General features: G+C 38.1%; 25 protein-coding genes. 1 reads left to right on the top strand and 24 read right to left on the bottom strand.

Annotated elements, in window-relative coordinates; genetic code table 11:
• Positions 1 to 81: 81 nt before the first annotated feature.
• The 24 genes from sigE to NP781_RS01730 form a co-directional block, all read right to left on the bottom strand.
• On the bottom strand, positions 82 to 789 hold the full coding sequence (gene sigE / locus NP781_RS01845; protein WP_009373518.1) for an RNA polymerase sporulation sigma factor SigE: 708 nt from the start codon (positions 787 to 789) through the stop codon (positions 82 to 84).
• A gap of 13 nt (positions 790 to 802) precedes the next feature.
• On the bottom strand, positions 803 to 1,636 hold the full coding sequence (locus tag NP781_RS01840; protein WP_221679751.1) for a sigma-E processing peptidase SpoIIGA: 834 nt from the start codon (positions 1,634 to 1,636) through the stop codon (positions 803 to 805).
• A 182-nt stretch (positions 1,637 to 1,818) separates the two neighbouring features.
• Positions 1,819 to 2,976, bottom strand: a complete 1,158-nt coding sequence (ftsZ, locus tag NP781_RS01835; RefSeq protein WP_221679749.1) for a cell division protein FtsZ — start codon at positions 2,974 to 2,976, stop codon at positions 1,819 to 1,821.
• Positions 2,977 to 3,029: 53 nt separating this feature from the next.
• Complete coding sequence (gene ftsA, locus NP781_RS01830; RefSeq protein WP_221679748.1) at positions 3,030 to 4,313, bottom strand: cell division protein FtsA; 1,284 nt, start codon at positions 4,311 to 4,313, stop codon at positions 3,030 to 3,032.
• Positions 4,314 to 4,408: 95 nt separating this feature from the next.
• Positions 4,409 to 4,780 (bottom strand): small basic family protein, encoded by a 372-nt coding sequence (locus NP781_RS01825; RefSeq protein ID WP_004224852.1) that lies wholly within the window; start codon positions 4,778 to 4,780, stop codon positions 4,409 to 4,411.
• Positions 4,781 to 4,783: 3 nt separating this feature from the next.
• Positions 4,784 to 5,503, bottom strand: coding sequence for a DUF881 domain-containing protein (locus tag NP781_RS01820; RefSeq protein ID WP_004224851.1), 720 nt, complete (start codon positions 5,501 to 5,503; stop codon positions 4,784 to 4,786).
• A 123-nt stretch (positions 5,504 to 5,626) separates the two neighbouring features.
• Positions 5,627 to 6,355, bottom strand: a complete 729-nt coding sequence (locus NP781_RS01815; RefSeq protein ID WP_221679746.1) for a DUF881 domain-containing protein — start codon at positions 6,353 to 6,355, stop codon at positions 5,627 to 5,629.
• Positions 6,333 to 7,166, bottom strand: a complete 834-nt coding sequence (locus NP781_RS01810; RefSeq protein WP_257521276.1) for a cell division protein FtsQ/DivIB — start codon at positions 7,164 to 7,166, stop codon at positions 6,333 to 6,335. Before NP781_RS01810 ends, NP781_RS01815 begins: the two co-directional genes overlap by 23 nt.
• 21 nt (positions 7,167 to 7,187) lie before the next feature.
• Positions 7,188 to 8,267 carry a putative lipid II flippase FtsW gene (gene ftsW, locus NP781_RS01805; RefSeq protein WP_257521275.1) on the bottom strand — a complete coding sequence of 360 codons (1,080 nt, stop codon included), beginning with the start codon at positions 8,265 to 8,267 and terminating at the stop codon, positions 7,188 to 7,190.
• A 40-nt stretch (positions 8,268 to 8,307) separates the two neighbouring features.
• Positions 8,308 to 9,657, bottom strand: coding sequence for a UDP-N-acetylmuramoyl-L-alanine--D-glutamate ligase (gene murD / locus NP781_RS01800; RefSeq protein ID WP_257521274.1), 1,350 nt, complete (start codon positions 9,655 to 9,657; stop codon positions 8,308 to 8,310).
• On the bottom strand, positions 9,657 to 10,628 hold the full coding sequence (gene mraY / locus NP781_RS01795; protein WP_221679737.1) for a phospho-N-acetylmuramoyl-pentapeptide-transferase: 972 nt from the start codon (positions 10,626 to 10,628) through the stop codon (positions 9,657 to 9,659). Before mraY ends, murD begins: the two co-directional genes overlap by 1 nt.
• A 125-nt stretch (positions 10,629 to 10,753) precedes the next feature.
• Positions 10,754 to 12,670: a stage V sporulation protein D gene (locus tag NP781_RS01790; RefSeq protein WP_221679735.1), complete on the bottom strand. Its 1,917-nt coding sequence runs from the start codon at positions 12,668 to 12,670 to the stop codon at positions 10,754 to 10,756.
• Between the two features lie 57 nt (positions 12,671 to 12,727).
• A complete protein-coding gene (locus NP781_RS01785; protein ID WP_221679732.1) occupies positions 12,728 to 14,950 on the bottom strand; it encodes a penicillin-binding protein in 2,223 nt (740 codons plus the stop codon).
• Entirely contained in the window at positions 14,947 to 15,318 is a 372-nt protein-coding gene (gene ftsL / locus NP781_RS01780) for a cell division protein FtsL (protein ID WP_004224836.1), read from the bottom strand. The genes NP781_RS01785 and ftsL overlap by 4 nt, the downstream gene beginning before the upstream one ends.
• The gene (gene rsmH / locus NP781_RS01775) at positions 15,319 to 16,269 is read right to left on the bottom strand and encodes a 16S rRNA (cytosine(1402)-N(4))-methyltransferase RsmH (protein WP_257521273.1); all 951 of its coding nucleotides are present in this window, start codon (positions 16,267 to 16,269) and stop codon (positions 15,319 to 15,321) included.
• A 62-nt stretch (positions 16,270 to 16,331) separates the two neighbouring features.
• On the bottom strand, positions 16,332 to 16,763 hold the full coding sequence (mraZ, locus tag NP781_RS01770; RefSeq protein ID WP_048394670.1) for a division/cell wall cluster transcriptional repressor MraZ: 432 nt from the start codon (positions 16,761 to 16,763) through the stop codon (positions 16,332 to 16,334).
• 254 nt (positions 16,764 to 17,017) lie between these two features.
• Positions 17,018 to 18,634 (bottom strand): bacillithiol biosynthesis cysteine-adding enzyme BshC, encoded by a 1,617-nt coding sequence (gene bshC / locus NP781_RS01765; RefSeq protein ID WP_257521272.1) that lies wholly within the window; start codon positions 18,632 to 18,634, stop codon positions 17,018 to 17,020.
• A gap of 395 nt (positions 18,635 to 19,029) precedes the next feature.
• Entirely contained in the window at positions 19,030 to 19,425 is a 396-nt protein-coding gene (locus tag NP781_RS01760; protein ID WP_221679721.1) for a DUF3397 domain-containing protein, read from the bottom strand.
• On the bottom strand, positions 19,422 to 20,324 hold the full coding sequence (locus tag NP781_RS01755) for a ketopantoate reductase family protein (RefSeq protein ID WP_221679719.1): 903 nt from the start codon (positions 20,322 to 20,324) through the stop codon (positions 19,422 to 19,424). The genes NP781_RS01760 and NP781_RS01755 overlap by 4 nt, the downstream gene beginning before the upstream one ends.
• 120 nt (positions 20,325 to 20,444) lie before the next feature.
• Positions 20,445 to 20,570: a hypothetical protein gene (locus NP781_RS01750; protein WP_255600467.1), complete on the bottom strand. Its 126-nt coding sequence runs from the start codon at positions 20,568 to 20,570 to the stop codon at positions 20,445 to 20,447.
• A 131-nt stretch (positions 20,571 to 20,701) separates the two neighbouring features.
• Positions 20,702 to 21,079: a transcriptional regulator gene (locus tag NP781_RS01745; protein ID WP_004224822.1), complete on the bottom strand. Its 378-nt coding sequence runs from the start codon at positions 21,077 to 21,079 to the stop codon at positions 20,702 to 20,704.
• Between the two features lie 111 nt (positions 21,080 to 21,190).
• Positions 21,191 to 21,958, bottom strand: coding sequence for an enoyl-CoA hydratase/isomerase family protein (locus NP781_RS01740; RefSeq protein ID WP_221679716.1), 768 nt, complete (start codon positions 21,956 to 21,958; stop codon positions 21,191 to 21,193).
• A 162-nt stretch (positions 21,959 to 22,120) separates the two neighbouring features.
• Positions 22,121 to 22,294: a 50S ribosomal protein L32 gene (rpmF, locus tag NP781_RS01735; protein ID WP_004224819.1), complete on the bottom strand. Its 174-nt coding sequence runs from the start codon at positions 22,292 to 22,294 to the stop codon at positions 22,121 to 22,123.
• Positions 22,295 to 22,318: 24 nt separating this feature from the next.
• Positions 22,319 to 22,852, bottom strand: a complete 534-nt coding sequence (locus NP781_RS01730; RefSeq protein ID WP_004224818.1) for a YceD family protein — start codon at positions 22,850 to 22,852, stop codon at positions 22,319 to 22,321.
• A gap of 166 nt (positions 22,853 to 23,018) precedes the next feature.
• Between NP781_RS01730 and NP781_RS01725 the strand changes: the two genes are divergently transcribed.
• Positions 23,019 to 24,230: a nucleotidyltransferase gene (locus NP781_RS01725; RefSeq protein ID WP_257521271.1), complete on the top strand. Its 1,212-nt coding sequence runs from the start codon at positions 23,019 to 23,021 to the stop codon at positions 24,228 to 24,230.
• Positions 24,231 to 24,260: the final 30 nt, after the last annotated feature.

The following is a 24,260-nucleotide window of genomic DNA, read 5'->3' as shown; positions in this document are numbered from 1 at the left end:
ACCGTGACATCAGTTTGTCCGAGAGAAACAAGAATATGCACAAAAGCTGCGACCAATTTTAGGTAGGATAAATTTCCCTTTCTAAGAAATTGGTTGATTTAAATTTTCACGTAAATCTTGAATAATTTTCTTTTCTAAACGGGAAATATATGATTGCGATATGCCTAAATGATCTGCAACTTCTTTTTGTGTCATTTCAACTTTTCCATTGAGACCAAAGCGACATTCCATAATATAACGTTCACGCGCACCTAGTAAATTAATAGCGTGGAACATATGCTGACGTTCAATTTTTTTCTCCACATTATCTAAAATAATGTGCTCTTCTGTTCCTAAAATATCTGACAGTAATAATTCATTTCCATCTGCATCAGAATTTAGTGGCTCATCTAAGGATACTTCACCCTTCATACGACTTGTTTTTCGTAAATGCATTAAAATTTCATTTTCAATACAGCGTGATGCGTATGTTGCAAGCTTAATATTTTTATCCGTATTGAACGTCTCAATTGCCTTTATTAAACCAATGGAGCCAATACTGATTAAGTCTTCGATTGGCGTTCCAGTATTATCAAAACGTCTAGCAATATAAACAACAAGACGTAAATTACGTTCAATTAGTGTGTCTCTAGCTCGTAAATCACCATTCATAAAGGATGCAATGACTGTAACTTCTTCTTCTCGACTTAATGGCACTGGCAATGAATCATTTCCCCCTATATAGTACGTTTCACGACTCCGAAACTTACTCCATAATTTTTTCAAGCTAGCAAGTAGCCTAAGAAGCAATAGTTCTCCCCCTCTATGAGTTATTTGAAAGCGCTGAAAAATGTAAAATTGCTGCTGTGCTATGTGGAAAATTTTTAGCTTTTTTTGTTAATACGATATATTCATTCATTTTCACTTGCGAAGGCTCCCCCTTTATATGCCACTCATCAAAGCGAAAACCAAGGACAACGGTTTGCTGTTGTACTGTATTGACATGAATAAATCGTATATAACGCTGATAATCTTCTGAAAACATAGATACATTGTACGGATCTGTTTCTTGCCATTCCATTAATGCTTCCCGGAACGCTGAAGGTAAATGTGGTCTCAAAGCAGTATAGGAAACAAAATGAACCGGCTTTCCTGATAATGGCTCAATAGCTTGATTTCCAGTATCTACAAAGGCAGAAAGTGGTATCTTTGCCCCAAAGATTGTTAAAGTTGTATCAAATACAAATTGACCACTTAAGCGTTCTAACTTTACAAAACCCCATTGCTTATAAAATGCAATAAGATTTAAAACTGCAAGCAAAAAGCAAATCATAATGAAATGGGTGGCAGAAAGATTTTTTAAAAAAGGTTGTAGTGCTGTTAACAATCCGCCAATAACGATCGTTGCTGTTAACACAATAGGTCCTTGCTTCTGAAAGCTTCGAATCTTAAAGTGAAACGCTATACCAATTAACAATATAAAACTAAGAATTGTCGTCCACAGCATTTGACCGCCAATGACAGCTACAAAACTACTACAAATAGAACTCATTAATAATCTTGAATTTTTTACAAGGACTCCTGTTACTCTTGCCGTAAACGTGAGTATCGCTAGATTAAAAAGCGTATTAATGAGCACCAGCCATTCTCCATACATAACAGCCGCCTCCTACTTACAAAGTTAGCACGTTACTCCCACAAATATTGTCAAACAATCGCATCATTTCCTAAAAATGTTTTGACAAAAAACATGGTTTCCTTACACATTTGAACATTATGGCAGTCAATATAAAAAGCTCGTATTTTACATATGTAAAATACGAGCTTTTTAGAAGTTAATTAACCACGATTTTTGCGGTTACGTAAAAATGCCGGAACCTCAAGCATGTCATCCTGTGCATAATTTTGCTGATTTTGACGTGGCTGCTCATGTTGAACATGCATTTCTTGTCGTTGTTCACGAATAGGTGCTTGTTGCTGTGGAGCAGATTGTCTGTTCATATTCAGTGTCTGTTTTGCTGTAGGTCGTTGTTGTTGTAAAGCTTCCTCGGTGAAGCCTGTCGCAATAACTGTAACAATGATTTCATCTTTAAGATTTTCATTAATTACAGAACCGAAAATCATATTTACCTCTTCATCTGATGCAGAAGCTACGATATCTGCTGCTTCTTGTACTTCAAATAAGCTAAGATTTGAACCACCTGTAATGTTCATAAGGACACCTTTAGCACCATCAATGGATGATTCAAGCAATGGACTTGAAATAGCTTTCTTTGCAGCCTCAGAAGCTCTGTTTTCACCTGTTGCAATACCAATTCCCATTAAAGCTGAACCTTTGTTGGACATAATCGTTTTCACGTCTGCAAAGTCTAAGTTAATAAGACCAGGCGTAGCAATTAAATCTGAAATACCTTGTACACCTTGACGTAATACATTATCGGCTTCTCTAAAGGCTTCTAACATTGGTGTTGATTTATCAACTATTTGTAGTAGCTTGTCGTTTGGTATTACAATCAGTGTATCTACTGCTTCTTTCATACCGCCAATGCCACCGATTGCTTGGGTTTGACGTTTACGACCTTCAAAAGTAAATGGACGTGTGACAACACCTACTGTTAGGGCTCCCAATTCACGCGCAATTTGTGCAATCACTGGAGCTGCACCAGTACCCGTTCCGCCGCCCATACCAGCAGTCACGAATACCATATCGGCGCCTCGTAAAACCTCTTCTAGCTGTTCTCTGCTCTCTTCAGCAGCTTTTTTTCCTACTTCTGGATTTGCACCTGCACCTAATCCACGCGTTAATTTAGCCCCAATTTGTAGCCTTACTTCCGCTTTGGATAGATTTAATGCCTGTGCGTCCGTGTTAACTGCGATAAAGTCAACACCCTGTACACCATGTTCTATCATTCGATTGACAGCGTTGTTACCGCCGCCACCAACACCTATGACCTTTATTACTGCAAGTTCATCAACACTTGTATCAAATTCTAACATCTCTTTTTCCTCCCACGGTAACTCGACTCTGTATCATTCATTACGCATTCTAGTTAATCAAAAAACTTATCAAATAATTTTTTTGCTCTCCCAATTACGCTTTCTTTTGGTTCTGAAGGTGCAGAATACTCTTGCTTTTTGCTTATAGCTGGTTGAGCCCCTACAACTGCATATTCAACAGGCTGCGTATTCGTACTTTTACCGTAAAAATCATCTTCTAAATGGGCGTAACGAATAAGTCCAACTGCCGTCGCAAATGAAGGCTCTCTAACACCGATATAATCAGGTGTATAGATTCTAACACGCGTTTGTAGAATTTGACGTGCTAATTGGGCAATCCCCTCAAGCTTTGCAACACCACCAGTTAAAACTACACCGCCTGGTAAATCTCTAACACCTAAACGTGCTAATTCATCTATAACTAACTCTAGTAATTCTTCTAATCTAGCACCAATAATCTCCGATATAAATCGTTGGCTGTACTGATCAGTAGAATCTGTACCCACGACAGGCACTTCAAAGAGTTCGTCATCTGATGCGTCATCATAAAAGGCATGTCCAAACTGGTGTTTAATTTGTTCTGCTTGTTCTGTTGGTGTTTTTAAAACGATTGAAATATCTTTCGTTATATGATCACCACCAACTGGTATGACACCCGTATGCGTTAATAATCCCTCTTCAAAAACTGCAATTGTTGTAGATCCGCCACCTAAGTCAATAAAGGCAGTTCCTTGGTTTTTTTCATCTTCTGTTAATGCAAAGTAGCCTGATGCTAATGGCTGCAAATATATTTCTCGTATACTTAAACCCGCTCGCTCAACACAGCGAAGAACATTGTGTAAAAGCGTTTTGGATGTCGTTATCATTGTTGCATCCATTTCAAGACGGATGCCAATCATACCACGAGGATCTTTAATTTCATCAAGGTTGTCCACAATAAACTGTCTTGGAATGATGTTAACTAATTCACGTTCAGGAGGTATTGACATGACTTGTGCAGATTCTACCACTCTGTCTAAATCATCATCTGTAATTTCTCTATTTTCACTATTTACAGCGACAACACCTTTAACTAGCTGTAACATCGTCTGGTTAGCTGGAACGCCTAAAACGACTTCATGGATTTGATAACCAGTCATTCGTTCGGCCTGTTCTATTGCTTTTCGAATAGATTGTACTGTTGCATCAATATCAACAATTGCACCTTTTCGAACTCCATTCGACTTTACATTTCCGACGCCAATTACATGTAATTGCCCGTCACTCATTTCACCTATTAATACCTTGACAGAGGAGGACCCAATATCAAGGGAAATGTATAAATCTTGCTGATTCAATTCGCTGCACCTCCTTGAAAAATGCTCTTGTTTTCATTCTATTGTAAATTTGGCATAATGTCTAAGCAAATCGAGTATTTTGGTCAATTTTTCTCTCATTCTATGGAAGTTTTTTTCCGCTTGTGACGTTTCTCATCTAACCGAGTTAGTAATATACGCCTAATAATTGCTATATTTTGGAATAAACGTACTCCAAAAGCGAAAATCGCTGCTAAATACAAATCTATCCCCAAATTCACTCCTATAAAAGCTAATCCTGCTGCTAGAACTATATTAAAAAAGAATCCTGATACAAAAACTTTATCATCGTAAACTTGCTGTAATTGAGCACGAATACCTCCAAATAATGTATCTAAAGCTGCTAAAACAGCTATTGACAGATAATTTTCATACATAGAGGGGATTTGTATATTTGTTAACAAGCCAAGGGCAAGTCCAAATATCAAACCTAAAAATGGTAGCCACATATATTAATCTCCTTTTTTTACCTCTGCTAAATAATCATTTGTCAACGGCTGATCAAATGCTGGAAGTTGTAACTGTTCAATTGGTTCTTCAATTACTAAATTAAAATTGTCTAAATAAAATGAGTCTATAAATGTTGAGGCCTGCAAGGAATTATACATTTTTTGCGCTGCTTTATAATCGCTTGTCCCAACAAATATCTCAAATGAAGGCGAAGACAGTGGTATACTGTTTACTGTCGTCTTACCATTGATATCCCGTATGGCTGTTGTTTGTACTACACGGTTACCATCAATTGAGACATTAGTAGCATTGTTCTTAAAAAGGGTATTCAATAATTGAGTTAACAAATCGGGTGAAATCTCTTTAATTTCATAGCCCATTTCTATCAGTTCAGGTGCAGGTTCAACTCGAAGTACAACACCTGGCCCTATAACTTCTGTTAATCCTGCTTGTAGCTTTAAACGATTTAATGTTTCATTTAAGGCTGCTTGCTGATTTACTTTTTCAGATTGCTCATAGCGATCCACTACTTCATGAAGTGAGCGAATTTCTGCCAGTAGTGCGGAATGTCTTTGTTTTTCTTGTGCCAATTCCTCTCTTATTGCCCAAATATCTCGTGTATCTCGCTCAGCTGGTTTTTGTATGGTATTGTATTGTACCGCTATCATCAAACCGATAATAAATAGCACGATCGTTATTCGGGTGTACATATTTCTTTTCAAAATAGCCCCTCCTAGACGTATCGTATGCCCCTCAGAATACGACTTTGAATTGTATAATTTTCTACAATCGACTATATAACTGGAGGCTAAATTAAACATGAAGTTTAAAGTATAGAACTTGTCCTAACTTTCTATTTTTACTTTTGGCATGGTAAGCTTCTGATTTTCTTCAAGGGACACCACAATATTGTCATTTAATAATTGATCTACAACGCCCCCGTTTAAGTTTAAAGAAGCTATTAATGTATCTGAATCACCAACCGCTTCGATCACAAACGGAGCTGGATGTTGTGTACCATCAATTGTTATTACTGGGCCATTACAGCGAATATAAGAACTCGCTAATACACGTTGTCCATTAATAGCAATAGCTTGCGCGCCTGAAATTTTTAGTTCATTTAACAATTTAAATACATGACTTTCATGAACAATATAGTCATTTGGATTTAAGGATTTTGGATCATAGTCTCCATCTTGAAGGGTTATGCGTATGCCCTTCCCCTCACTCTTTAGTTCACCGAGTAAAAGCCGTAAATCTTCTGCTTGCTCAACAAGCTTCTTATAGTCCTTTTCGTTTGATGCAAAGGATTTTTCATACTTTCGAATTTGTTCTTGTAAATTATTTACTTCTTCCGTGAGTTCTTTATTGCGCTCTTGTTGAGTGATTAACTCCTCACGATAAGAATCTTCTTGCTCAAAAAGCTCAGAATTAATAGTGCCTGCCTCTCGATTATCTTTCGCCTGGTTGTATGAATAGCCGATGATAAATCCTGTTGTTATACAAACAATTAGTAATTCGAATTGTTTTCTAGTAAAAAAACTACCTTTGCTATTCGTCTTCTTGTTGTTCATCTTCTGTCACTTCCTGGTTAACCATTTCACCATCTGCATTTGCTTCCATGTCAATACTAATCTTGTTGTATTCCTCGTTAAAAGGACGATAGTATGAACCAACCTCTAAATCAATCACACCTTTTTCTAAGTTAGCAATTTGTGCGACAATAGAGGGGTAGTAATTTAACTTTTCCGCTAGTGTCTGAATAACAGCACGTACTTCGTAGCCATCATTCATATAAAGCTTGACTGCATTTGGATTTGCTTCATTACTATTCGTGTTAACCTGAGAAATTAAAGCTAATACTTCGGGCTTTAATTGTGCTAGCTGCTCAACAAGCTTATTAATTGTCTTTTCACCGGTTATCCCGATAAAAACAGGTGCATCAATGGGTGTATCATTTCCCTTTTGTTCAAAGCGCTTACCGTTTTCTAGCAAAGGATAATAAGTCCCGTCCCCAGCTAAGTACGCAACTTTTTTCCATTCTTTAATATCAATTGTTACGCCTTGTAACCAGTTACGGTTAACATGTACTTCTTTTACCCATTTATCCTTTAATAAAATCTGCTCAATATCTTCCACTTTGAAACTCCACATTGATTTTCCTGGTGCAAGAGTACTTGCCTCCAAATAATATTGGTCATTCGCTAGCTTAGCACCATTGACTGTGATTTTATTGATGCTACTGTATGGAGATTGAAAATAAAGGAGTACTGCTAACACAATAAAGAAAAGTAATATTAGTACTATAAATTTCCGGTTTGTACGCTTTTTTCGTCGCTTTTTTAGCGTAGGTATGCGTTCTTCTATATCAATTACTTTCTCCACAAAAGTACTCCTCCTTTATATTTATTTCGCTAATTGATAAATAATACCTATTATTAACCACATTGTTACTAAAGATGTTCCACCATAGCTAATAAAAGGTAATGTAACACCCGTTACTGGCACTAAACCTATTACTACAGCTATATTTAGAAAAGCTTGCACCATAAGCATTGTGACTAGCCCAATAATCGCATAATAGGACGTTCGGTTTTTAGCCTGTACAGCAAATCGATAGCCTGCATAGATCGTTAGTATAAAAAGCGCTAAAATAACGAGGCCACCAATCAATCCGACTTCTTCTAAAATAATGGCGTAAATAAAGTCATTTTGAGGCTCTGGTAAATACAGAAACTTTTGTCGGCTTTGTCCAAAGCCATGCCCAAAAATCCCTGCTGGACCGATAGCCATTAAAGATTGCACTGCTTGGAACCCACTAACCAAGGGATCAGCCCATGGATCAAGAAATGCTTCTATACGCTTTAGACGATATGGTGCTGTCGCTATGAGACCTACTAATCCCCCGACACCAGCTAGCATAATCATGGCGTATAGTTTTAGAGGATAGCCAGCGACAAAAAACAATAAAAACACAGATACAACGAGAATAAATACTGAGCCAAAATCCGGCTGCAACATGATAAGAACAACAGGTAGTAACAGGATAAAACCATGTCGCCAGTTAACAACAGGAGTGCCCGTTTTATGTTGGGCTAATATATGGCTCAAGTACACAATGACGGTAATTTTCGTTAGCTCTGCTGGCTGTATTGTTAATGGACCTACACCAATCCAGCTTTGCGAACCATTTCGCACCAATCCTATACCAGGAATCAGTACGAGAACGAGTAAAATTAACGAAAATATATAGGCCATTTTCCAAAAGGACTGCTCTCTCAGAATATTTAATCGAATCGTGATTAAAAATACGACAATGGCTACCACAAAGTATACGCTTTGCTTCATATAAAACGGCATTTTTCCACTATAATGAACGGCACTCCAGTAGGTACCTGCAGAATAGACGAAAATAATGCCGATTATTGATAGCATCAAAGTTGTGACGAGCAATAAGTAGCTTTCTTTACCTCTCAGTAATGCCATCCTTCCAAGTCAAGTATATTCTAAAATAGTTACAGGCTCATTACAGCTTCATTACAGCATCAATAAAAACATCTCCACGTATTTCAAAGCTGTCATATTGATCCCAACTTGCACATGCTGGAGATAGTAAAATAACATCTCCTTCTGCAGACATCGGTGCTGCATATTGAACAGCGTCTTCTACATTTTGAGCAATGACGGTTTGTTGGACACCACACGATTTTGCAAATTCTACAAATCGTAAGCCAGTTTCTCCAAACGCAACAACACCCTTTACATGACTCATACAAGGGCGAAGTTCTTCGAAAGAATGTCCACGATCTAAGCCACCTGCGAGTAAAATGACAGGAGCTTGGAAAGCATCTAAAGCACTCTTTGTCGCTAAACAATTGGTTGCCTTAGAGTCGTTGTAAATCTTTCGACCGTTCCATTCACGTACGAATTGTGTACGGTGTCTAACTCCACCAAATGACGCTAAAACCTCTTCCATCTTCTCTTTGTCACAACCAACTAAAATACAGGCTGCCACGGCTGCTAAGATGTTTTCTAAATTATGCTTACCAGGCAAGGCAATGTTCGCGCGATCCATGTATGGTTCCCCTTGCCAATAAATTGTTGTATCATCTGCACTAATCCCATTTGCAGTACGCCCCTTCGAACTAAATGGAATCTGCTGTGCATGAGATTGTGCTGCATATCCAACCACAATCGGTTGGTCGGCATTATAAATAAAATAATCACTGTCATCTTGATTACGAGTTACGCCAAACTTCGCTTCAGCATAGTTATTAAATGTTCCATGATAATCTAAATGCGCATCATAAAGATTCGTCAAAATAGCAATTTTAGGCTTAAACGTTTTGATCCCCATCAATTGGAATGAAGACAGTTCTGTTACAATGATGTCATCTTGATTCGCTTCTTTTGCGACGCCACAAGCAACTGTTCCAATATTTCCAGCAATTAACGGATTTTTACTTCCTTTACTTAACATGTCGAATATTAAAGTTGTCGTCGTTGTTTTGCCATTTGAGCCTGTTATACCAATAAATGGTGCATCACTAATTAAAAAAGCTAGCTCAATCTCTGTCCAGACTGGAATCTCTCGACTAAGGGCATCAGCCACAATTCGATTGCTATAAGGTATACCTGGATTTTTCACCACTAACTCAAAGCCTTCATCAAGTAAATCTTCAGGATGGCGACCACAAATTACTGTAATCCCCTTCTGTAATAGCCCTTGTGCATCTGGACTTTCATCAAATGGTTTTGAATCATTTACTGTTACAAATGCACCAAGCTCATGTAAAATTTCAGCAGCGGCCACACCACTTTTTGCTAGACCTAACACAAGTACTTTTTTATGTTGTAAATCAGTATAGTTTTTCATTAGAACGCCTCCGATAAGACTGCAATTAATGCTACTGCTAAGGCAGTTGACCAGAAGACAAGCACTACTTTCCATTCTGACCAACCCGATAATTCAAAATGATGATGAATAGGGCTCATTTTAAAAATACGCTTTTTTCGAAGCTTAAAGCTACCTACCTGCAAAATAACGGAAAGTGTTTCGATAACAAACACTAAGCCAACTAGTAAAAGCAAGAATTCTTCTTTTACTAAGACAGATACCATAGCCAATGCTCCACCTAATGCTAATGACCCCGTATCCCCCATAAATACCTTTGCAGGATTTGCATTAAATAATAAAAAGCCTAATAAAGCACCTGTTACAGCAAACGAAAATAGTGCAATATCTGCCTGACTTTGGAATAGCGCAATAACACCAAATGCTGCAAAGGCAATGGAGGCAGTACCCGCCACTAGCCCGTCTAGTCCATCTGTCAAATTCACTGCATTGGAGAAGCCTACTAACCAAAAAATTAAAAAGGCTACATAGAATACGCCAAGATCAATTGTCCACTCCGTAAATGGAATAGCTAACGTTGTATCAAACGATCCTACATGTAGAAGAAAATACGCAAGAATAGCAATAACAATTTGACCAATCAATTTTTGAAGAGAGGTTAAACCTAAATTTCTTTTAAATACAACCTTTAAACCATCATCTAATAAACCTATTAAGCCGAATCCTGCTAATACTAATAAAAGTACTACGGTCTGTGTCGTTAATAAATCTAAAAAGCTACCTACACCAACAGTTGTTAGGACGATGGATATTAAGAAAATGATTCCTCCCATTGTTGGTGTACCAGCTTTTTTCATATGTGATTTTGGTCCCTCTTCTCGAATACTTTGCCCAAACTTTAGACGACGAAGAAGTGGAATACTAATTGGTGCCAGGATAACTGTTACTATAAAAGCAAGAGCTAAAATGGTAAGTGTTGTTGCGAGTTTCATTGAAAAATCTCCTTTAAATCTTGTTTCACTTTCTTCTTTAAGAAAAAAGCATTAACTTTCATTTTATTATTACTACCCTTCATAATAATAGTGGTTCTTTCCCATTTTTTAAAGGTAAAGTTATTTTAGTTCTCCAAATATAAATGAATGGTACCATCTTGTTTGATAACACTATCCACTTCAGGTAATTGATTACCAATTTTAGTCCCTTCTCCATGCCATTCAATACGGAATGGATAAAATTGCTTGGCAATATCATCCTTTGTTTGACCAATAAAATTCGGTACCTTCACAGTAATTGGGTCACCATAACGATAATCCTTTTCCAGTTGTTCCTTCGATTTTTCAATACCTACAAAAGGCGCAACATCCTCAATAATTTGCCCCACTATAGGTGCTGCTACAACACCACCAAACTGGGTTGTCTTTTTCGGATTGTCAACAGCTACATAGACAACAATTTGCGGATTGTCTGCTGGTGCAAAGCCAATAAAAGATACGATGTATTCTCCGCTTTTATAACGGCCATTTTCAACTTTTTGTGCTGTTCCAGTTTTGCCACCAATTCGCAGTCCATCTCGAAAGGCTTGTCGACCTGAACCATTCGCTACTACTGATTCCAAAGCACCTCGAACCTTAGCAGAGGTTTCTTCACGAATTACCTGATTTTTAACAACTGGTTGCGTTTCCTGTATGACTTCTCCTGTATTTGGATTAAATACCTTTTTCACAACATATGGCGTATAAAGCTTGCCTCCATTTATGGCAGCAGCTACTGCTTGAACTTGTTGAATAGGTGTCACGGCTACCCCTTGCCCGAATGAAGTCGTGGCCTGCTCAACAGGACCAAAGGCATCCTTAGAAAATAAAATACCAGATGCTTCACCAGCAATATTAGACCCTGTCTTTTGTCCAAAACCAAAGTCTTTAATATATTGTAGTAGTCGCTCATTGCCTAGACGCTGTCCTAATTCTATAAAGCCTGGGTTACAGGAGTTCTCAACCACCTCTAAAAATGTTTCATGCCCATGTCCTTCACGTTTCCAACAGCGAAGCTTTGCTCCCGCCACCATTGTATAACCTGGATCATAAAAGGTTTCATGCTCCAAATCCACTAGGTTTTCTTCCAACGCAGCACTAAGGGTAATAATTTTAAAAGTAGAACCTGGCTCATACGTCATCCATACAGGTAAATTTCGATTGTAGATGGCTGGCTCTACTAATTGATATTCAGCTGGATGAAAAGTAGGATAAGAGGCTAATGCCAAAATTTCGCCAGTGTTTGGATTCATCGCAATCGCTAGTGCTTGGTCAGCTTCATAGCGCTTCATTGCTTGCGATATTTCACGCTCTACGACTTGCTGTACATCAACGTCAATTGTTAGCTCGATCGTAGCCCCATCCTCTCCTGCTTTCCAAGCACTTGAAACATTAGGCAAATTATTACCTTTTGCATCTGTAAAGAGACGGATCGCAGAAGAATTAGCCTGCAGAAATTTATCATATTCATATTCAATTCCAGCTAATCCTTGGGCATCATACCCCGTAAAACCTAAAAATCGAGATAATAGCGTGCCGTAAGGATAATCCCTAGAATAATCAACACCACTATACAACCCTTCAATTTGCATACCTTGTAATTCTACTGCTTTTTCATAAGATATATTTTTGCCTTCAGGTGCTAGTTTCACTAAGTAAGCTTTTTTTTGCATTTTCTCTAATAGCTTCGCCTTATCCACTTCGAGAACCTGGGCAATTTTTTCAGCAGCTCCTTCAATATCATTACTTTGTGAAGGCATGAAATATAATGTAGGCGCTAGCTTATTAGTTACAATACTCTCTCCATCTCGATCTGTTATATGCCCTCGTTCATTCGCAAAGGGAATTTCCCTGTCCCAGTTCTCCTCTGCCTTGGTAGTCAATTCTTTTTGATCTAACACTTGCAAAAAGAACAACCTAACAACAATTGCCACTGCTACGAACATAAACAACACATATAAAATACGTAAACGCTTTTTAGAATGGATAGAAATCCACTTCATTCGACATCACACCTTGTTTTTTACAACGTATGAAATAAAGTGGACTTCTATTCAGTATTATTCATCCTCTACTTCTTCAACTTCACCCTCAGAGGCAGCTTCAACGTCTTGTACAAAGCTTTCAGCAGGTGTTTTGAGCTTGACAACAATGGGGGAACTATCAGTGATGACGGTTCCAGCTGAAACGCTTTGACTTGCTACAAAACCTTCACCGAATATTTCCATCTCTAGTCCAGTCATAGATTTAAAGACTAGTAAATTACGTAATGACCAATTCGTAAAGTCTGGCAATGTTACCTCGCCATCTGTCTTTAAAAATACAAAACTACCTTTTACCAGTTTTTGAGTGTTCGTTGGATATTGTTCAATAACTTTACCACCACTACCAACAACAATTGGTTGTAAACCATCATTGGCTAATTCTACTTCAACCGCTTCAGCACTTTGACCTGTAAAGTCCTGAATGCTGACTTTGTTAACATGTTGAACATCGTCTGGGTTGATATTAAGGTGCTTTAAGCTATTTAACATAACTGGATTAAAGACTTTTGATACTGGTACCGATCCAAGCTCATTGTTCAGCTTAGGTTTTTTCACTGAGACATATACAATTAGCTGTGGATCATCTACAGGAGCCAAGCCTAAAAATGAATAAAGGTATTGGTTTGAAAGATATCCACCACTAGCTTTTGGAATTTGGGCAGTCCCCGTTTTCCCTGCAACCTCATAATCCTCCAATATAAAATCTTTCGCTGTCCCATGTTTTGATGTTAATGTTGAGGCTAGGATTTCTCGTACTTGTTTCGCTGTATCAGCTTTAATTGGTTGACCTTTCTCAACAGGCTCATGATTTTGAATAATTTTCCCTGTAGAAGAATCAACAATACGGTCGATAACATATGGCTGCATCATCTTGCCATCGTTCGCAATAGCAGTCATTGCCTGGATTAACTGAATAGGTGTAACTGTTGAACCTTGGCCATAAGTTGTTGTTACTCGTTGAATAGGATACTTTGTTAAAATAGTACCCGCTGCTTCATTCGGTAAATCAATTCCCGTTTTGTGCCCAAAACCAAAGCGGTCCAGATAATCAATAAATACGTCATCGCCAATCTTAGTTAATAAATGGGCCATACCAGTATTGGCAGAGCGTTGAAAGCCTTCTAAATAAGTAATTGGACCCCAACCATATCTATTGTGATCTCGAATCGTACGGTCAAATACTGTATATGAACCTGACATAAATGAATCATTCGGTGTCCATTTTCCCGTATCGATAGCTGAAGCAAGCGTGAATGTTTTCATCGTTGAGCCAGGCTCAATTGTCTCCTCAATCACCTCGTTCAGCCACTTCATGTTTTGACTTTCACGTGTTTCTGGGTTAAATGTAGGACGCTGTGACATTGCTAAAATCTTTCCAGTCTTCGGATCTGCTACTACCGCGGTCATGGACTCAGGGTTATATTCCTGTTCAACCTTTGTCATTGCTTCCTCTAAGAAGCTTTGGATTGTTTTATCAAGTGTTAAATAAATGTCGTCCCCATTTTTTGCAGGTGTAATCATTTTCTCACTGTTTGGAAGCAAATAGCGGAAAGCATCTGTCTCATATTCTACTTTGCCATTAACGCCTGTTAATTCTTTATCATACGTATATTCTAGACCCATTTCCCCCTTGGTTGTAACCGTGCCATCTTCATTATCTTTTTTGAGAGCATAGCCAATTAAATGAGAGGCAAATACACCATTTGGATAATACCGTTTTAAGTCACTCACAAAGAGAATTCCTGGTAATTTTTCTTCCTTTATTTTACTCATGACCTCGTGACTAATGCCGCGGCCTGCACTACCAAACTCAACTTGATATAAAGGTTCACCATCACTTCTATATCGATTGTTCAATTTTTTAACAATCTCGTCTTCCTTTTCCTTCATCGCTGGAATATATTTCGCTAGTACTTTTGCCGTTTTCTCCGAATCCACTACATGTCGGGGATTCTTAGGATCTGTTGTAGCCTTTTCACTTACAATGGCAATCATGCGATAACTTAATGTATCTTCTGCAATTACTTGTCCATTTTGATCATAAATCTTTCCACGATTAGCTGTAATTACACTTTCCTTACCATACTTAGCTGCTGCTCTCGCTGCAAGCTCTTGTCCTTCCACTTCACCTGTAGCCTGTAATGTCACCATTCTTGTGAATAATAGAAAAAAGAGCCCTCCATAAAAAATTAATAATAGAAAGGCTCCCCATTGGAATCGAAATCTCTTTTTTTTCATTCTCCCGGCACTACCTTTACATTTTTCTCATTTTGAGTTAAACCGAGTTCTTTGGCTTTTTTCCATATGTTTTCGTATGTAGAAAGTTCACTTACACGAACCGTTAAGTCAACATTCTGTTTCGCAATCTCTTCTGCTTCTGATTCGATTTTTTGAATGTCTATACTTGTTGTTTGAATCGCTGCTTGTTTATTTAATACAAGTATTCCTAGTACAGCAATAATGCCAATTAAAACAATTAGCATTGTTTTTTCAAACTTCTGGTTCGTTTTTTTACGACGTATGATAGTGGGTTGTGGACTAGGTGGTGTTATCGGTTGTTGCACTTGTTGATGTTGGTGCTGTTGCCTTACACGAACTGCTGCCATTTACTCACGCCCTTTGTCGTTAATTTTCTCCACCACTCTAAGCTTCGCTGAACGCGCACGATTATTAACTGCCAATTCTTCATCAGAAGGAATAATAGGCTTTCGTGTAATAAGCTTTAAAGTTGGCTTCATGTCATCAGGAATTACAGGTAGATTTGGTGGTAATTCCGGTAATGATGACGCTTCCTTAAAGATTGTCTTGCATAGGCGGTCCTCCAATGAATGGAACGTAATGACACTAATGCGCCCCCCTACGTTAATCATATCAATCGCATCGACTAATGAATCCTCTGCTGCGCCTAGCTCATCATTAACAGCAATTCTTATTGCTTGGAAAATGCGCTTTGCCGGATGCCCACCTTTTCGGCGTGCCGCTGCTGGAATACCCTCTTTAATTAATTCTACAAGTTGACCAGTTGTTTCAATCGGTGCTGTTTTTCGAGCCTCTTCAATTTTACGGGCCACTTGTTTAGAAAACTTCTCTTCTCCATAACGGAAAAATATACGAACAAGATCTTCGTATGCCCATTGATTAACAACATCTGATGCTGTCAGTGTTGCAGTTTGATCCATACGCATATCAAGTGGTGCATCGTGGTGATAACTAAAGCCTCTCTCAGGTGTATCTAATTGTGGAGAAGATACGCCTAAGTCATATAAAATACCATCAACCTGCTTAATGCCATGAGCTACTAGTTCTTCTTTTAAGTAACGGAAATTCGAATGGATAAATGTAACACGCTCTATATAAGGTGCTAATCTAATTTTCGCATTTTCAATAGCCGTCATATCTTGATCAAAACAAATTAAGCGGCCTTTATCTGATAATTGTTGTACTAGATATTCACTGTGTCCCGCACCACCTAGTGTACAGTCCACATATACACCATCAGGATCTATGTTCAACCCATCAACAGTTTCTTTTAATAACACGGTTGTATGATCGAACATACCACTCGCTCCTCTCAGGCCTTAACCTCATTCAACTATCACGTTGTAATGCCTATTACAAGTTAAAAATCAAAGCCAATCATATTTTCTGCAATTTCATTAAAAGATTGTTCAGACTCACTGAAGTAAGCTTCCCAAGCATCCTTAGCCCAAATCTCGATTCGATTTGAAACCCCCAACACCACACATTCTTTTACTAGATGCGCATGTTGCATAAGAGTAGTTGGGATATTGATACGCCCCTGCTTGTCTATCTCTACCTCTGTTGCTCCAGAAAAGAAAAACCTCGCAAATGCTCGTGTATCTTTTTTGGTCATTGGTAAACCTTTTAATTTCTCTTCGAGTTTTCGCCATTCATTCATAGGATAGCCAAATAGACAGTTATCGAGACCTCTTGTGACAACAAACGTTTCGCCTAAAGCTTCACGAAATTTTGCCGGTACGATTAATCGCCCTTTCGCATCAACGGAGTGTTGATATTCTCCCATGAACATACTACTCACCCCACTTTATTAAATAATGTACCACATCCCCCCATTTTCCTCCACTTTTTTTAAAAAAAACTTGACATTTTATCGCTTAATATGCAATTAGACCTTTAGGAATTTTTTTGACATATGCTAAATGATATAAAAAAAGAGCAACCCCTAGTAGGATAGCTCTTTAAATACTATTTATCTCGACATTATTCATCAAATTCACAGGATATCAAATTACTACTTAGGTAAAAAGTATCTATTTATTAATTTTATAAATAAAGTAAATAGTGGTGTTTACCGATGCTATAATTTTGCTTCAACATTTCAGTAATTAACATAGGTCCAAACTCATTGAAATATTGATATGGATTAAAGGATCTCTCTTGGAAACCATCATTAGGATATAATTCATTTTGCAGTGTCATAAATTTACGAATCGTCGTTTCATGCTTACCTAATACAGTTTGTTCAATTTTTTGCTGTAAATAGTCAAATTGTTTCGCATGATTTTCTTGATTTTTCTCAAGAATCTTATCTAATTGCAGATGCTGTTTCTCTAAATAGGAGGCTAGCTCTTCATATTTTTCTACTAACAACTGCTGCATAGCTTGGATTTGACGTTTGGCTTCACTGTCCTGGACATCTGCAATAAAACGTTCTTTCAGGTGTAATGCTTTCCCTTCCCATACGTCAGTAACAGTTAGTTGATGCTCACGTAATAATTGCTCTACATGACGAGTGACAATAGTAATATGTAGGCGCGGAGCAAAAATCGGCATTTGTAAATCTAACACCGAAAATGCATTTTTCAGTGTCGCCCAATAAGCTAGCTCTCCTGGACCTCCAACAAACGCTAATACTGGTAATGTCATCTCCTGCATCAACGGGCGAGTTACTACGTTATTACTTAAACGTTCTGGATGATTATGCGCCACTTCTAATAGCTCTTCTTGTGTAAATTTAAGGTTTGCCGCTAAATTAACAAACAGATCATTTTTTCTTTCTAAAAGATGTCGCTCCCCATCTTCTACGTAAAATAAATTAGCGGCTTCATATGTTGCTAAAATAGGCTTACCATAGCCAGCACGTTCAAGCTCTTGCTCCTTTTCCGTTACTACTCTAGCAATTTCTTCATTGGATTGAATGATTTGAGCAAAATATTTATGTTCAAATTGACGGAATTGAAAGTTGGCGGCATCGATTAATAATAAACCTTCCTCTTTGAACAATTGATTCATTAGACAGGCAAAGAAATCTGTAAATGTTTCACTATTATTCAATGCGTCAACTAATTGCTTAATCAGCGTTTCTGTATACTCTGTTTCTCCAATATCACGAATAATTGTATTAATTAATTGCGTCATCGACTCTTTGTTTAGGGCTGTTGCAGAAGCCATCGTTTTACGTCTAGATCGCTCTCCATAAGCTCTTTTTTTCAGCAATTCCCCATGAACCGTATAGGTGTGATTAATTTCTTCTAAGTCATGATCTTCTCCAGCGATCCAGAAAACAGGAATAACAGGCTGTTGAAGCTTCGTACTTTGCTCTTTCGCTAATGCAATAACTGAAATAGCTTTATGAACGGAGTAAAGAGGGCCTGTTAAGATACCTGCTTGTTGTCCACCAACTATTACCATAGCTCCTTGCTCTAGTTGTTCTAAATGTTCATTCGCTTTTTTTGATAACCCCAGCGGCTCCATAAATTGACGGATGATTGTTGTTAATTCTTTTTGATCACGGGAATTTCGCCCTAAATGCTCCGCTCTTTTCTCAAAAGCTTGATCATTGTATTCATACTCAAAAAATTGATGAATGGCAGTATTTGGCGACCAGTAATCTGCTAGTACATGATTTTTTATAGGTACTTGGATTGACTCCAGTTTCATTTAACATAAACTCCTCTACTCACTAAATCATTTCCTTACTCATAACAAGAAATTGAATTTCATTCATACTATGCACATGAGGCTTTCAATGTCGCCTTGACATTCAAATTGCTCAAAAAAATCCGCGGCATCCATTAGCGGCTTTGAGGCAACAATGTTGCAGCAGACATTTCGATTTAAAAGCCATCGTTCTCCCTCAAGAAGGATTTTCTATACCTAACTTTGCTTTTGGTACAAAAAACACGTGCTGGTTCACTTCCTATGTCACTGAACTACGCTTCTAGTTACGAAGGTTTATGAATGCAATCAATATTCTCATCCCCATAGAATGATTTTTATAACTATTTTAATGCTATTATTTTAACGCTTAAAGCTTCAACATGAAAAGAAAATGCTTAGACAACCTGTAAATATTCCATAATGGATTGAATAACACCCACGATACATATCACTAGATAAGCTGTACTAAGTATTAAGAATAAAAAACGCCAAATTTTCTTTAATAACGGCTTTACTTCTATTTCCTTTTTAGTCCGCCAATCAATATATGTAAAAATCATGGCCATCATTATCGCGAGTATCACCAAAAGCGCCCCAACATTCACACGCCAAAGCACACCGATAGCTAACGGAACAGAAAAAAACAAGCACAATGTCGTAACATCAGAGGCTGCACCAAAAGCATGTGTGCCACGAATTTTAACTTTCCTGCCAACCAGATAAACAATTATGAAAAGAACAATTGGACAAAAAATAATGATACTAATAACTATATGTAAAAGGTCTTTCAACTTCTTTCACCGCTCTCCTCTATTGCAAGCACTTGATGATATAAAGTACGCAAAGTAGGTAAATTATGACCGTTTGCTAAAGCTTTATTTAGAATGACACCAACAATTGTTTCGATTTCACTTTTTCTCCCCTGCAGACGATCCGCTAGCATAGATGAAGTATTGTTGGCCGTTTTCCTACATAAGTCTATCACATCACTAAAAGATATGGTGAGTTCAATATCTTCAAAAGCTTCCGTAAGCTCTCGATAAATACTTTCTAGCAGTAAAAATGCTTGTTGATTAGCCACTAACTCTCCGTTCTTTACTTGCAAAACAGCTGTCAATGGATTAATTAAGCTATTAAGTACCGCTTTTGCAAAAAGCATTTGCTCTGCATTACTAGCCAATTCAATAGGAAATAAGGAATGTTGTAATTGTAGTAGCTGTTGAAAGGCCCGGTGTTCTCCTCGTTCTATCGCTATTTTACATAGCCCTACTCCTCTATGATGAACCGTTGATTGGTCCAACAATTGAGCTCCAAAGGTCACTGAACCAAAGGCGATATTTTTTTGCGGCAATAGTAGCGCCTCCTCAAAATGCGCTAAGCCGTTTTGCATAAAAAGCAACGGCATATCATTTGAGAATAAGGCTAATTGATTGTAGAGTTTTTGCAAATGTCCGTATTTAACAGCAATCACTAATAAATCTTGCTTTGGAAGATTAGTCAAATCTGTCGTAGCAACAATCCTTTGCACAGTTTTAGTTCCATCAACGTTGATACGTGTTAACTTTTTGGCATTTAGTTCATTTACTTGTTCCTGCCTTCTGGCAACCAACGTTACTGATACACCAGACTCCGCTAAAAAACTTGCTGTTAATTGACCTACCGCCCCTGCCCCAATTATCGCTACTTTCATTGTCTACACCCTTTCCATCTTTACTGATCAATGTTACCTCGACGTCATTACATCAAGATTGTTCCAAAAATCTAGAAACACTCTGTGATACCTCGGAGCTACACGATATTATTCACACCATCAAAGAGGGTGACGCACTTTTGGCACGCCTTCTAAATCAGCAGACTTTAAAACACCCATCTGATGCTTCACCTCTGAATAGCCTATATTCATAAAACTATAAGAATAAGGTGCCTTAGAATACATCTAAGGCACCTTCTACGCAGGTTCTTTTATTATACAGGATAGTCTGATTATTGACGATACACAGAAAGGGTTTTATGTCCATAAAAGAAAAGCAATGTAATTCATGTTCCAAAAGCCACGTAATCATAATTTTAATCTTTCATTAATGAATAACCTTGTTGAAGCCATTTCACTAGCTTCTCATGCTCATTTTGCAATTCACGATGCTTCATTTCAAGCGTTTGATAAGCCTCCGTTAATTCGTCAAAACTTGTCAACGCTAATTTCAAATGACTTCGCATAGATTGTTGGGGCTGATTTCGCACAGCTAATAGTGACTGACTATATTGACCACGCAATGTTTTATTCCAACGGAAACCACACGCTTGTTTTGTACGACCTAGTTCTATGGCCGCCATTTCAAAGGCCTCTAGCTGTGTTTTGCCATTTTGCACATTATGCAATACGATTTCTGCTAGTCTTTCATCATCTTCCTTTGTCCATTGATCTTTTCTTTTTTTCAATTCCATAATCTATCACCCTCGCATTTTTTACTACTATATGCAAAAGCAAGCAAAATAGAATCATTGCATGAAAAAAGACAGTGATGATGTTTTTACTCTCATCACTGTCTTTATACATTACTTATTATTCTTCTTTGTCAAGAAATTATTAACCGCTTGATGATGCGCTTCACTTTCCCACAACTTTGCACAGGTACGAACTTCTTCCATCACACGCTCATACATATTTCGTTCACGCCACTTTCGAAGCTCAATCTCCTTATAAGCTTTATGAACAGAAGGATGAATTTTTCGCATATGTTCAATAAAATCGTTCAAGGCATCTTCTTTTGAGCCTTCAAAAACACGCATAGCCCATCCTATCTCATATAATAATTGTGCAGGGTAAGGCTTCGCATCCACTAGCATCTTCATTGCACGATCATGACGCAAACCTCGTTCAAATAAATATGTACCACCACCCCAGCCACTTGTAATGGCTAGTGTTCCTTGAATAAATCCACATTTCGCATGGCTAGCTACTAAACGAAAATCACAAGCTGTTGCAATCTCACAGCCCCCTCCAACAGCAGTTCCATTTATAAGTGCTATAGTTGGTACAGGAAGCGTAGCAAGGTCATATAATATTTTCCCCATCTTACTTAACATACCAAATGCCTCATCCTCTGTTTCCAGTGAATGAAACTCAGATAAATCCCCTCCTGAGCAAAACGATTTATCGCCAGCACCAGTCACTACTAAGAAACGCACATCTTCATGCCCACGAATATACGTAATGACTTCTTGAAGACCGTTCATCACTTCATCATTGACAGCATTCCGTTTCTCTTCACGGTTAATGGTAAACGTCATAATGCCATCATGATTGCCAATCGTATAAGACATATTACTCCCCCTTTGTCGCAATGAATAAATTGTATCACACAATTATTTCACTATTGTAAAGAACTTCATAATCAACGCAATATTCCGTCTTTTTAAGCAAACAAAAAGGCTAGTAAAGAGCCATGGTCTCTCTACTAGCCTTTTAAGTGAGCAAACACTGTATTATTTGCTTACTACTTCTTTACCTTTGTATTGTCCGCAAGCTTTGCAAACACGGTGTGATAATTTAGCCTCACCACAGTTAGGGCAAGTTACCATACCAGGTACAGATAATTTGAAATGCGTACGACGCTTTCTTTTTGCAGTTTTAGAAGTTCTTCTAAATGGTACAGCCATTGATGGCACCTCCTTACAGATCGTCTATTCGTCTGTTTGATCAAAATACTTAGCTAAAGCAGCTAGTCTTGGATCCACTTTTTGTTCGTCAGCTTTTTTGTGTAGCTCTACGTCTTCATCTGTTGCATAAGACCAATTTTTACCACCATGCACTTGTCCTTCAGAATCTTCCTTGAACACTTGCATTGGTACCTCAAGCAAAACTAATTCCTCAAGAACCGGTTTCATGTCGATGACTTCACCGTCAATATAGTGAATGTCTCCGTCATCGTCTCCTCGTTTATCTTCGTCGATCCAGCTAAAAATTTCAACTGTCTCAACTTCAATTGGAAACTCAACATCCTCCCATGTGCGAGCACATGGTAGTGTTAACGTTGCTGTCACAGTTAACTGACATGTCATTTGCGATGCACCAAAAGTACATAGCCCTTTTACATGAACGGGCGAAATTGCTCGAATATCCTGGTTTCGCTCCATCACTTCGTCCAGTTGGACAAAGGCATCGATTGGCATCCCGTTTTGGCGGTATTTAGATAATTGATGAATTGACCATTTCATTCGTTTAATCACCTCGAGACAACAATGTTGATTATATAATGTGTAAAAATAGATGTCAAGATAATTTCTTGTCACCACTTTAAAACCCACCTATAATTATATACTATGAGAAGTGTATTTACTCCTAACAGTTTAAATAAAGACACAAATTATAAGGGGGAGAAGCATGCAAGCAGTTGGAATTGTTGTTGAATATAATCCTTTTCACAACGGACATGCTTATCATTTAGAACAGGCTAAAAAAGCAGCACAGGCAGATCTCGTAATCGCTGTTATGAGCGGCACATTTTTACAACGTGGAGAACCTGCCATGGTAGATAAATGGACACGTACTAAAATGGCGCTTTCTGGCGGTGTAGATATTGTTATTGAACTGCCTTATGTCTATAGTACAGCACCTGCCACAGATTTCGCAAAAGGAGCCATTTCCTTATTAAATGCTGTTGGTTGCAACTCTTTTGCCTTTGGAAGTGAAGACGGCTCTATACAGCCCTTTCTAAACACTTTCGAGCTGATTGACAGCCACCGTGCAGAATATGACCTGTTCATTAAAGACAGCCTTAAAACAGGTGCCAGCTACCCAAAAAGCCTACATTACGCCTATGAACAGCTTTCTCAGATGTACCCTGCTCCATACATCGATCTTGCACAACCAAATAATATACTGGGCTTTCATTATCTTGAAGCAACGAGGGCACTTAACAGCAACATTAAACCACTAACAATTCCTCGCGTTGCAGCAGGATATCATGATGCTTTAAAGGAAGATGCATCGATCGCCAGTGCCACTGGCATACGTAAAGCCCTTGCCTCTACAAATTCTTTACAAAGTGTACAAAATGTTGTTCCTACTGCTACTTTTGATTATTTAACTGACTGGCATACAAAGTATAACCAATTTGCAAGCTGGGAAACATTTTGGCCGTTATTACAGTTCACCATTATAAGACATACCCCTTCAGAACTTACTCGTTATGCAGAAGTAACAGAGGGCATAGAAAACGCAATTGTAAAAGCAGCCAAAACCAGCTCTACATTTTATAGCTTTATGGAAAAAATAAAATCTAAGCGTTATACTTGGACCCGCCTTCAACGGATGATAACACATATCTATACAGGGTTTACCAAAAAGCAGCTTCAAAGTTTTAACGTGCCCTCCTTTATTCGGCTATTGGGTATGAGTTCGATGGGACAAGCTTATTTAGGTCAGCAAAAAAAGAATATAGAATTACCCTTAATCAGTCGCGTTGCAGCTACAGATGATGCGATGTTAGCTATCGATATACATGCGGCAGAGCTTTATAATTTAAGTATCGAGCAAGGAACAAAGGATCTTACGCTGCCGAAGGATTATCAAACACCACCTATTCGTTACTAAAGACATTAAAAGGGATGCTAAAGTCCTCTT

This window comes from Lysinibacillus sp. FN11, assembly GCF_024628845.1.
GTDB classification, from domain to species: Bacteria; Bacillota; Bacilli; order Bacillales_A; family Planococcaceae; genus Lysinibacillus; species Lysinibacillus capsici.
Note: the sequence above shows the minus strand (reverse complement) of the source record. Positions and strands in the feature narration are given on the sequence as shown.